A 12325-nucleotide genomic window follows, 5' to 3' on the forward strand; every position below is an offset into this window, starting at 1 on the left:
AATCATTATTTGGGCCGGGAGTCGGCCAGCGGATAAAACAGAATAAAGGCACATGTTCCCAAGGCGGCCAAAGCCGGGAAGACGCTTTGCAGACAGCCGATAACCGTAAGCGCAGCCGGCGACTGGACGGCATTCGCTTCGAATCCGGCCAGCGACAGTATCCACGCCGTCGCGGCACTTCCGACCGCCCAGCCCATCTTCTGGGCCATCGAATAGGAGGAGAATATCAGCCCCGTATCCCGGCGGCCCGAACGCCGTTCGGCATAGTCCGCCGTATCGGCGGACATGGCCCAGAGCAGCGGCAACACCCCGCCGACGCTCAGGCTGATGAGCGCCTGCGCCAGAAGCAGCACGGAATAACCGCCCTGCCGCACGAAATAGAAGGCGAAGCTGAAAACGGCCGTGAGCAGCAAGGTGCCTACCAGCGTCCGCCGGCGTCCGAACCGGTCCGCGGCGAAGGGGATCAGCACGATGCCCGCAATGTTGAAAAACGGCCCCACGGCGAGGAACAGGGCCGACCCGGTCAGGGCGATCCCGGCGAACGACACCGTGCCGACAGTCTCGCCGGCCACGCAATACTTGAAGAAATAGATCGTCCCGCTCTCCCGGAACGCATTGAACACCTGAAGACATACGGCTGCCCCTGCAAGGATCAGCCACGGTCTGTTGTGCAGCAGGTCGCGCAGCGAGAGCAGCACCGGATGCCGCTCCGCCCGCACGGGCCGTACCCGCTCCCGCGTCGTTGAGAACGTCACGAAGAACAGCACGACTGCAAGCGCGGCCACGACGGCGACCGCCGCGGTCCAGCTCGCCGACGGCCCAGCCCACGGCCGGAAAGCCTTCACCAGCGCCTCGACCGCCAGCACGACCGCCATGCTGCCTGCGGCGGCGAAGGTCATCCTGAACGCGGCGAGCACCGTGCGTTCGTGCGGATCGGCCGACATGACGCCGAGCAGTGCGGCATAGGGCACATTGACCGACGAATAGACGATCATCATCAGCGAATAGGTCACGGTCGCATAGACCACCTTTCCGCCCGTTCCCCACTCCGGCATGTAGAAGGTCAGGACGCCCAACGCCCCGAAGGGCAGGGCGCCCCACAGCAGCCACGGCCGGAAGGTCCCCCACCGGCTGGATGTGCGGTCGCACAGAAGCCCGACGACGGGATCGAGCAGCGAATCCCAGATCCGCGTCACCAGAAACAGGACGCCGACCACCCATGCGTCGATGCCGCAGATGTCCGTATAGAAGAACATCAGGTAGACGCTGAAGAGCTTCCACAGCATCGAAGAGGCCGTATCGCCGAGTCCGTAACCGATCTTTTCCCTAAGACGTATGCCCATACGCTATCGCTTGGTTATCCGGGCGGCGAAACCGCCTCCGGGGAACATTTTCACATCGAACGATTTACCGGGAGCCAGCAGGAACTCCTCCCGGACATAGTCTTGGGCGATGCGCGCCGCGTTCTCGCCGTCGCGGAACAGCTCCACCGCATACGTCCCTTCGGGCAGCAGCGAGAGATCGACCCGCACCGTACGGCCGTCCCAGCCGGCAAGTCCCCCTACATACCACACGTCGCCGTGACGGCGCGCCGTCACGATATGGTCGCCGACCTCGCCGGCGAGCACTTCGGTCTCATCCCAGACGGTAGGCACGCCGGAGATGAAGCGCAGGCATTCGGGTTCCCGTCCGTAGGCCGACGGGGAGTCGCACAGCATCGCGAGCGGAGCATCGAATACGACATACTCGGCCAGCTGCCGGCAGCGGGTTCCCTGACTCATCGGCTCGGAATTCACCGGCCGGAAATTCGCTTTCGAGGCATTGCGCATAGCTCCCTGCGTATAATCCATCGGTCCGGCCATCATCCGGATGAAGGGCACCGTCACGTCGTAGGTAACCTGATCGATCTCGACGGGCGACCATTTGACCTGCTCCAGCCCGTGCACGCCTTCGAAATTGATGACGTTGGGATAGGTCCGCTGGATTCCCGCAGGTTTGAATATGCCGTGCAGGTCGAGCAGCAGCTTGTGCCGTGCGGCCGTACGGGCGGCATCGTAGACGAACCGGACCATCTGCTGGTCGTCCCTGTCCATGAAATCGACCTTGAATCCCTTGATGCCCATTTCGGAATAGTGCTCGCAAAGCTCCTCCATCTGTTCGGCGAACGGGAGGTAACCGAGCCAGAGGATCAGTCCCACGCCCCGCTCTTCGCCGTACTTCACCAGCGCCGGCAGATCGAGTCCGGGGGCCGTCTCCAGCGGCGAATGGTGATCGCGGCTCCAGCCGTCGTCCAGAACGAGGTAGCGCAGACCGTTGCGGGATGCGAAATCGATGTAATATTCATAGGTGGGCTGGTTGATCCCCGCCGTGAAGTCCACGCCGGAAAGCCCCCAGTCGTTCCACCACTCCCACGCGGCCTTGCCGGGTTCGATCCACGAAATATCGTCGAGCCGGCAGGGCGAAGCGAGCTTCCAGACCAGATCGTTGTCCGCGAGCCGGGTATCCTGCCGCACGATACTGAGCGCCCGCCACGGCAGCCGGTCTCCCGGCGCAAGGGAGGCTATGAACGGCTCGTACTCCTCGACCACGCCCTGCATGCGGTCGTAACCGCCCGGCACGACCTTCCGCGGAGAGGGCGCGAAAACGCCTTCGAGTTCGTCCGCGCCGCTTCGGTGCAGGAACATGCCCGGATAGGATTCGAGGTCGGCGTCCGTGATGCAGACGTTCACACCCCCGGCCGTCTGCACGAGCAGCGGCAGGAACGCCAAGCGGGCGGAGTCCATTTCGCAAAGCGGCGTACGGGTATAGGTGTTCTCGAACGACTGCATGAACTGCTCGCCGAAAGCCAGTCCGTCGTGCCTGCAAGGGGTGTCGCGCACATAGGGCACGAATGCGACGGCTCCCGGAGCGAACCGGAACCGGGCCTCTTCGCCCGCAACGAGCACCTCGCCGGGCTGACGCGCGACGAAGCGGTAAGCCACCGCGTCGTCATAGGCCCGGAACTCCAGCGAAAATCCCTCCCGGAAATCGATCACGATCCCGTTGCAGCGATCCTCCACCTTCCGCTTTTTATAAACAGGTGCGTCGTACACCTCGTCGATCCGGTAGCGCCGCACTCCGGCCACCCGGCTCCGCCGGCCCCAGCATTCGCCGGAAACGAGCCTGAGAGCCAAGGGCGAAGGCTTCAGAATCTGATTCGTATCCGATCGGACGGAATATACGATTCGATCACCGCATCCGATCGTGACGGTCAACGAACAATCGGGTGATTGAATCGTATAGGTTTTATCCCTGCACAAAGCGGCGGTCGGCAGCAGGAACAGAAGACAGAGAAAAAGGAAGAGTTTTTTCATAGGCCGGTTATTATCAGGTTATATACATGATTAACAATACATTGCATGTTAATCCGTGTGGTTTTAGGTAAAATTACATCGTCGAAAAGTATTTTCCAAGAGCCATGACACACTTCAATCGAATAATACAACAAAAAGATCACATAATACCAGCGAATCAACCCATACATATTCCGTTTCATCGTTTTTAATAATATTTAAAATTCGTATAACCCACTTTTCAGGGCCTTTTCATGCGCAAAAAAAGCGTCGGATTGATACGATCCGATCAAACTTTTTTGCTTTTCGAACCTTTCTATTGCAGGCTCGGACAAAACGATAATTTTGTTTTCGGCATATACACCCGATCAATCCAATCAAAAACCAACCTATATGCGAAGAAAACTCTACTATCTGACCGCGGGTCTGGCCGCCACCCTTCTTCTGGCCGCCGCCTGCAGTTCCGACGACACGGCCGAAAAACCGGTTCCGGAACCCGCAACCCTGACAGCCCCCACGCTGACCCTCTCGGCCGATGCCGTGCTGGTCGACCCGGAGCACTCCGACCAACCGGCCCTGCACGCCGAATGGACCGCCGCGACCGACGACGAGCAGACCGAGGTCGCCTACACGCTCTACGTCAACCTGACCGACCGCGACATGTTCTCCGGTCCGGTCGTCATCGACAAGGGCGCGGCCCTGACACACGACTTCACTCACGGCGAGCTGAATCAGCTGCTTCTCAACACTTTCGATCTGGAAGCCGGCACCGAAGCGGCGGTGCGGTTCGCCGTATATGCGAAAAACGCGGACGAGGAGTTCGACGCCCAGCTGTCGGAGATCAAAAACTGCGCAATAACGCCGAAGACGACCTATCCGAACTTCCCGCCCTCGCTGATCATGGTGGGTGCGGCCACCCCGTGGCAGTGGGATCTGAACGCGGGCCTCGAACTGCCCGAAAGCCGCGAAGGCTCCCACCTGTATCAGGCCTCCGGCGTCGAGCTGCGCGTGCAGCCCATGAGCCTGAACAACGGCTTCAAATTCTACTTCTCGCGCAACGTCAACGACACGGACGATCCCCGTTTCGCCGCACAGGACCTTTCGGCGGAGACGTTCGGAAAGATCGCCGTATATAAAAGCGGTGAAGCGCAGTTCCAGCCGGGATCGTTCGGCTACGAGAACGGCGTTTACGACATCGAGGTAAACCTCGACACGAAGCTGCTCACCCTCACCCGCACGGGCGACCTGCCCGAAGCGCCGCTGCCCGAACAGCTCTACCTGCTCGGCGGCTGCTTCACATGGGGCTGGACGTGGGACGGCACGCAGCTCGCCAAGGCCGAAGAGGGCATCTACCGCGCCCGGAATATCGACATGACGTTCGGCGACAACGGCGACGTAGGCTTCAAGATGTTCACCGAACGCGACAACTGGAGCGTCTACTACGCCATGACCGACGACGCCACGGCCGACGACATCTCGCTGCAGCTTGTCACCGACACCGACGCACCGCAGGTATACCCCGGCAAACTCGGCTACGGCAAGGGCGTATACGACATCGAGGTAAACCTCAACACGATGAAGATGACGCTCACCGCGAAAAGCATCGACTACTCGACCGCCTATTCGATGACCGGCGAAGCCACTCCGGGCGGCTGGGAAAGCCGCACCTACCTGCCCAAGAAGGGCGACAACGAATGGGAAGCCACGGGTGTCGCCATGAATTTCGACGGCGATTACAAGGGATTCAAGATCTTCGCTTCGTCCGACGGCTGGTGGCCTTGGTACGGACAGACCCCCGACGCGCCGTTCGGCACGGTGATCCGCATCGACGATCAGGCCACGAGCGACGCCAAGGGCGACCCGCAGTTCTATCCGTCGCGCTTCGGGTATGCGTCGGGGACCTACACCATCAATCTGAACCTGAACACGATGACCCTCACCCTCACCAAAGAGAACTAGTCATGTACAAACAAACCCTGAAGGCAATTATGACATTATTTTTAGCGGGATCGGCGACGATCGGATCGGCCGCCAACGACACGATGCCGCTTCACTCCGGCTGGAAGTTCAGACAGGCGAACCGAAACGAATGGCATCCGGCGACGGTACCCGGCGTAGTCCACACCGACCTGATGGACAACGGGCTGATCGAAGATCCCTACTACCGGCTCAACGAACGCTCCCTGCAGTGGATCGACAAGGAAGACTGGATTTACGAAGTCTCCTTCGACGCCGGAGCGCTGATGCGCGGCTATGAACACATCCGGCTGGAGTTCCTCGGTCTGGACACCTATGCCGACGTCTTCCTGAACGAAACGCAGATCCTGACGGCGGACAACATGTTCCGCCGCTGGGCCGCCGAAGTCAAACCCCTGCTCAAGGAGCGCGGCAACGTGCTGCGCGTCTATTTCCACTCCCCGATCAACAAGGCCCTGCCGCTGTACGAATCCCTGCCCTACCGTTACGAGGCTTGGAACGATCAGGCGGACAACGGGGGACTCGACGGAAAAAAACTCAGCCCCTTCACCCGCAAGGCGGGCTATCATTACGGCTGGGACTGGGGTCCGCGGCTGGTTACGTCGGGCATCTGGCGTCCGGTAAAACTTCAGGGCTGGAACGAGCTGCGTCTGGAAGACGTATTCCACCGCCAGACGGAGGTCTCGTCCGAAGCCGCCCGTGTCGAGACGCAGGTGGAGATCGAAGCGGCAGCGCCCGTCGAAAACGCCGTCGTCACCGTCTCCGACGGCAAACGGGTGCTCGGTTCGCGCAGCGTGCAGCTCCACGCGGGCATGAACCGGGTCAGCGTCCCGTTCACGATCGAGCATCCGAAACTATGGTGGTGCCGCGGCATGGGCGAACCGCACCTCTATACTTTCCGTACCTCCGTGGAGCTGGGAGGCCGCGTGCTGGCCGGCCACAGCGCACAGGTCGGGTTCCGCTCCGTCACCGTCGAGAAGAAGCCCGACGCCTACGGACGCAGCCTGCGGTTCCTGCTCAACGGCGAACCCGTTTTCTGCAAGGGCGCCAACTACATCCCCTGCGACTGCTTCCTGCCCCGCGTCACCCGCGAGACCTACGAACGCACGATCCGGGACGCGGTCGACGTCAACATGAACATGCTCCGCGTCTGGGGCGGCGGCATCTACGAAGACGACTTCTTCTATGAGCTTTGCGACCGCGAGGGCATCCTGATCTGGCAGGATTTCATGTACGCCTGCGCGGTCTACCCGGCCGAAGGGGCGCTGCTGGAGAACATGCGTCTGGAGGCCGTCGACAACGTCAAACGCCTGCGCAACCACGCCTGCGTGGTCTACTGGTGCGGCAACAACGAGAATCAGGATTCGTGGCTCAGCGGCTGGAAATACGACGTCGACAAAGTCGACCCGAAATACTCCGACATCATCTGGAAACAGTACGAGGAGCAGTATTACCGCATGCTGGCCCAAGTGGTGGCCGAATACGCCCCCGACATGGGTTACCAGCCCACCTCGCCCTTCTCGGACTACGGCGCGATGAGCAACGACCACGAGGGCGACCGGCACTACTGGGAGGTATGGCACGCCAAAAAACCCATCACCGAGTACAACCGCCAGCGCAGCCGTTTCTTCAGCGAATACGGGTTCCAGTCGTTCCCGTGTTTCGAAACGGTGAAGCGCTACGCGCCGCTGCCCGGCGACCAAGACATCACGTCGGAAGTCATGATGTCCCACCAGCGGGGCGGCGAGCACGCCAACAACCTGATCAAAAGCTACCTGCTGAACGAATACCACGAACCGCACGATTTCGAGTCGTTCCTCTACGCCTCCCAGATCTTGCAGGGCGACGCCATCAAAACGGCGATCGAGGCGCACCGCCGCGACAAGGGCTACTGCTGGGGATCGCTCTACTGGCAGCACAACGACTGCTGGCCGGTAGCTTCGTGGTCGAGCCGCGACTGGTACGGCGTCTGGAAGGCGCAGCACTACTTCGCCCGCTACGCATTCGCAGACATACTGATCTCCCCGATCCTCGACGGCGGACGACTCGACATCTACGCCGTTTCCGACCTGCTCACTCCGGAGAAAGGCACCTTGTGCGTCCGGGCGGTGCGTCTGACGGGCGGCCGGACCGGGGAATTCGAACAGCAGATCGACGTCCCGGCCAACGCCAGCACGAAAGTCGCCGCCATCGACACGCGGACGCTGCTGAACGGAGCCGCTCCGGAGGAGGTCGTCATTCAGGCGACATTCACCGCTGCGGGGAAGACATACCGCAACAACTACTTCCTCGTACAGCAGAAAACGATGAATTACCCGAAAGCAACCCTGCACTGCAAGGTAGACCGGGCCGGCGGGGAGTACGACGTCACCGTCCGGTCGGACAACCTCGCGCGGGGCGTCTATCTGTCGGTCGAAGGCGAAACGGCGCACTTCTCCGACAACTTCTTCGACCTCATGCCGGGCGAAACGCGCACCGTCCGCGTGGCGTCGGAACTGAACGCCAAGCAGCTTGCACGGCGCCTGAAATCAATGTCGCTGGCCGACACCTATTAACCCCGAAAAACAGATACCCATGAAAAAAATACTTATCGTCATGTCAGCCGCCGCAGGTCTCGCTTTCGCCGGCTGCCGCCCGCAGAACCCCGACGTGCCGGCCGTGCGGGAGTTCATCCGCGACAACTGGCACACGACCGTCCAGCACTGCACCGCCGACACCGCCACGCTCATCGGCCTGCCTTACCCCTACACGGTTCCCACGGCCGGGGCGATGTTCCGCGAAATGTACTATTGGGACACCTTCTTCACCAACGAGGGACTCGTCCGGGACGGCCATCCCGAACTGGCCAAAGGCAATACCGACAACCTGCTCTACATGGTCCGCCGCTTCGGCAAGGTCTACAACGGCAGCCGCACCTATTACGAAGCGCGGTCGCAGACGCCCTACCTCTCCATGATGGTCGACCGCATCTACCGGCTGACCGGCGACAAGCAGTGGCTCGCCGACGCATACCAGACTCTGAAGGAGGAGTACGGATTCTGGATGCGGGAGCGCCTGACGCCCACCGGACTGAACCGCTACGGAAGCTCCGCATCGGACGCTCTGGTCGACGAATTTCTGGTCACCGGCGGCAAACGCCTCGGAACGGACCTCTTCGACAAGGGCTACACCCCCGAACGGCTCCACAAGCTGGGGCTCGACTTCGTCGCCGAAGCCGAATCGGGCTGGGACTTCAACCCGCGCTACGACCGCCGGTGTACGGATTTCTGCCCGCTGGACCTCAATGCCAACCTCTTCATGTACGAGGTGAACTTCGCCCGCTTCGCGCAGGAGCTGGGTCGTACGGACGAGATCCGGGAATGGATCGCCAAAGCGGAGCTTCGCCGGGCACGGATACTCCAATACTGCTACGACCCCGAAGCGAAACAGTTCTACGACTACGACTACGACAACGGCCGGCGCTCCGACGTGCTTTCGGGAGCGGTCTTCGCGCTCCTCTACTCCGGCGCCGTACCCCGTGAATACGCCGGCGACATCGTACAGGCGCTCATTCCCCTACGGCATCGCCGCCTGCGAGGACAAGCCCTACGACTACCCCTACCAGTGGTCCTATCCCAACACGTGGCCCCCGGTCTGCTTCTATGCGGTGATGGGACTGGCCCGCTACGGATACGGCAAAGAGGCCGAACGCATTGCCGTCAAATGGATGAAAGCGGTCACCGAATCGTTCAAGACGACGGGCAACCTCTGGGAAAAGTACAACGCGGAAACGGGAACGACCGATGTCAGCAACGAATACGAGATGCCCGCGATGCTGGGCTGGACCGCCGGCACCTTCATCTGTCTGGACGACTATCTGGCTGGGGAGATGCAGCCCGACCCGCTGCCCTCGGAATACATGAGCTACTGACAACCAACAAAATAACAACCCTATGAAACCAAACTTACGAACCAACTTGGGCAGGTTCCTGCTGGGAGCCGTTCTTCTCTTGGCCGCCGGAACGGTCTGGGCCCAGCCCCAGAACATCCGGGGTAAAATCACCGATCCGGCCGGTCAGCCCGTCGCGGGGGCCAGCGTCATCGTCAAAGGGACGACCAACGGCACCTCCGCCAAAGCCGACGGAACGTTCGAACTCGGCGCCGCAAAGGGTGCGACCCTGCAAATCACGATGCTCGGCTACAAAACGGCGGAAAAGGAGGTCACCACGGCGACCTTCTACCCGATCACGCTCGAAGACGATTCGAAACTCGTGAACGAGGTGGTCGTGGTCGGCTACGGCGCCGTAAAGAAAAGCGACCTCACCGGTTCGGTGGCGTCCGTCAAAATGGGGGCGCTCGACAACCTCTCCTCCACTTCGGTCGACGGACTGCTTCAGGGCCGTGCCGCAGGTCTTCAGGTGCTGAACACTTCGCAGGATCCGGGTGCGGGAGCGATTATCCGCATCCGCGGCAACAGCTCGCTCGAAGGCTCCAACACACCGCTCGTCGTAGTCAACGGCTTCCCGATGGGCGATGCGGGCAACCTCTCGCAGATCAACGTCTCGGACATCGAGTCGATCGAGATTCTCAAGGACGCCTCGGCATCGGCAATCTACGGATCGCGGGGCGCCAACGGCGTGATCCTCGTCACGACCAAGTCGGCCGCAAAGGGGCAGACCAACATTTCGGTCAAGCACCAGACGGTCATCAGCCAGCTCTCCGACCCGCTCGACATCTGGTACGACCCGATGCTCATGGCTCAGGTCACCAACGAGGAGCAGGTAAACGCCGGACTCAACCCCATCTACATCGGCCAGACCATCGGCGGCATCTATTATCCCTCGCTGCTTGAGATACAGAACGGCGAATGGGCCAATACCGACTGGCGCGACCTCTGCCTGAGAACCCCCGTCCTGAACAGCACGACGGCAGCCATCAGCAGCGCCAACGACCGCGCCTCGATCAACCTCAACGTCAACTACCACAACAATCAGGGATTGTACAAGAAAGACTCCTACGAGCGCATCAACGCCAACCTCGGCGTCACCTACAACCTCTACAAGAACCTGAAACTGACCTCCTACAACGTCTTCTCGATCACCAACCGCAACATCAGCAACGGACTCGAATACGGCCGCAACCCCCTTTGGCCCGTCTACGACAAGGAGGGCAACTACTATCTTGCCGGGGCGCAGGACTTCGGCCATCCGCTGGTCATTCTGGATAACGTGCTGAACAAAACCACCGGCCGCGACTTCGTCACCTCGCTGGCCGTAGACTGGGAGCTGGTCAAGGGGCTGACGATCCACTCACAGCTGGACTACCGCTACCAGACCTCGGTCGGCGACGTGTACCGCGCCAGCAACACTTCGCAGGACGCCAACGACAACGGCGGCATCGCCCAGATCAACAATTCGTTCAACCAGAACCTCATGTCGGAGACCTACCTGACGTTCAGCCGCACGTTCAACGAGAACCACGCCCTGACCGTCATGGCCGGCCACTCCTACAACTGGGACACGGGCCGCGGACTCTACACGACCGCCCGCGGATTCGTCAACGACATCCTCCAGAACGAAAACATGAACGCCGGCAATCCCAACCTGCGCCAGATATACAACGACGGGTACTACCTGAGCAAGCTGCTCTCCTTCTACGGGCGCATCAACTACTCGCTCAAGGACAAATACCTGCTGACGGCCACCATGCGCGCCGACGGCTCGACGAAGTTCGGCAAAAACAACAAGTGGGGCTACTTCTTCCTTTCGGGGGCCGTCAGCTGGAAGATGCACAACGAGCCGTGGCTCAAGCAATCGCGCTGGCTGAGCGAACTGAAGCTGCGCCTGAGCTACGGAGCCTCCGGCAATCAGGGCATCAGCAGCTACCAGACCCTCGACCGCTACGGCATGGAGAAATTCTGGCACAACGGCGAGTGGACGACCGTGATCGGCCCCGGCTACGAGGTGGGCCGCACCGGCGCCAACAACCGGTACATGGTATGGGGCGGCATCGCCAATCCGGACCTGAAGTGGGAATCGACTTGGCAGCTCGATTTCGGCGTCGATTTCGCAGCCTTCGACCGTCGCCTGCGGCTGACCGCCGACGTCTACTACAAAAAGACCACCGACCTGCTGCGTGAAAAATACCTGTCCCTGTCGTCGAGCTACGACAAAATATGGGTCAACGACGGCGAAGTGACGAACAAGGGCTTCGAGGTGAGCCTCGAAGGCGACATCGTCCACACGAGGGACTGGAGTTTCTCGGCCACCTTCATCTACTCGATGAACCGCAACAAGGTCGTAAGCTTGGGCGACGCCATTTCGAGCGGTCTCTCGCAGGATTACCTGACGGGCATGTACTACGAAGTGACCGGCGAACCGGTCTCCATGTTCAACCAGAACGCCAGCATCTATACGGTAGGCCATCCGATGAACGTATTCTACGGTTACCGCGTCGACGGCATCATTCAGGAGGGACAGGACCCCGGATTCATCGACCCCGACGGACTGAAAGACCGCCCCGGCGAGCTGAAATACGTAGACCTGACGGGCGACTACGCCATCACGCCGGAGGACCGGTGCATCATCGGCGACCCCAATCCCGACTTCACGGCCAGCCTGAACCTCTCGCTGCGCTGGAAGAACCTCGACCTCTCCGTATTCCTCTACGGCGTCTACGGCAACGACGTACTGTACAACAACTATACGTTCAGCCCGCGCGTCAAGGCCAAGCGGTGGACTCCGGACAATCCGACCAACGATTTCCCGCGGCTGAACAACGCCCGGCAATACTGGCTGTCGGATTACTTCCTTCAGGACGGCTCGTTCCTGCGCATCCAGAACATCACCCTCGGCTACAACCTCCACTTCAACCGCAGGTTCCTCAAGGGCATGCGCATCTACGCCAACATAGACAACGTACACACCTTCACCAAATTCGACGGATACGACCCCGAAGTGGGACTCGACGGCATTTACTGGGGCGGATACCCCAAACTCCGCAAATACACCGTCGGTATCGACCTTAACTTCTAATTC

5 protein-coding genes and 1 pseudogene are annotated in these 12325 nt (G+C 60.7%); 4 read left to right on the forward strand and 2 right to left on the reverse strand.

The window, feature by feature from the left end:
- Positions 1-5: 5 nt before the first annotated feature.
- Positions 6-1343: an MFS transporter gene (locus ACESTR_RS01760; RefSeq protein WP_009597662.1), complete on the reverse strand. Its 1338-nt coding sequence runs from the start codon at positions 1341-1343 to the stop codon at positions 6-8.
- 3 nt (positions 1344-1346) lie between these two features.
- The gene (locus ACESTR_RS01765; protein WP_302576142.1) at positions 1347-3353 is read right to left on the reverse strand and encodes a glycoside hydrolase family 97 protein; all 2007 of its coding nucleotides are present in this window, start codon (positions 3351-3353) and stop codon (positions 1347-1349) included.
- Between the two features lie 372 nt (positions 3354-3725).
- Between ACESTR_RS01765 and ACESTR_RS01770 the strand changes: the two genes are divergently transcribed.
- From ACESTR_RS01770 to ACESTR_RS01785, 4 genes and pseudogenes are all read left to right on the forward strand, one after another.
- Positions 3726-5291: a SusE domain-containing protein gene (locus ACESTR_RS01770; protein WP_302576144.1), complete on the forward strand. Its 1566-nt coding sequence runs from the start codon at positions 3726-3728 to the stop codon at positions 5289-5291.
- Positions 5292-5320: 29 nt separating this feature from the next.
- The gene (locus ACESTR_RS01775) at positions 5321-7864 is read left to right on the forward strand and encodes a beta-mannosidase (RefSeq protein ID WP_278714472.1); all 2544 of its coding nucleotides are present in this window, start codon (positions 5321-5323) and stop codon (positions 7862-7864) included.
- Between the two features lie 40 nt (positions 7865-7904).
- Positions 7905-9219 (forward strand): annotated as a pseudogene (locus ACESTR_RS01780) (trehalase family glycosidase).
- A gap of 22 nt (positions 9220-9241) precedes the next feature.
- Positions 9242-12322, forward strand: coding sequence for a SusC/RagA family TonB-linked outer membrane protein (locus tag ACESTR_RS01785; RefSeq protein ID WP_373178708.1), 3081 nt, complete (start codon positions 9242-9244; stop codon positions 12320-12322).
- The last annotated feature ends 3 nt before the right edge of the window (positions 12323-12325 follow it).

The sequence above is a fragment of the Alistipes sp. DJF_B185 genome, from assembly GCF_964250025.1.
GTDB lineage: Bacteria > Bacteroidota > Bacteroidia > Bacteroidales > Rikenellaceae > Alistipes > Alistipes finegoldii.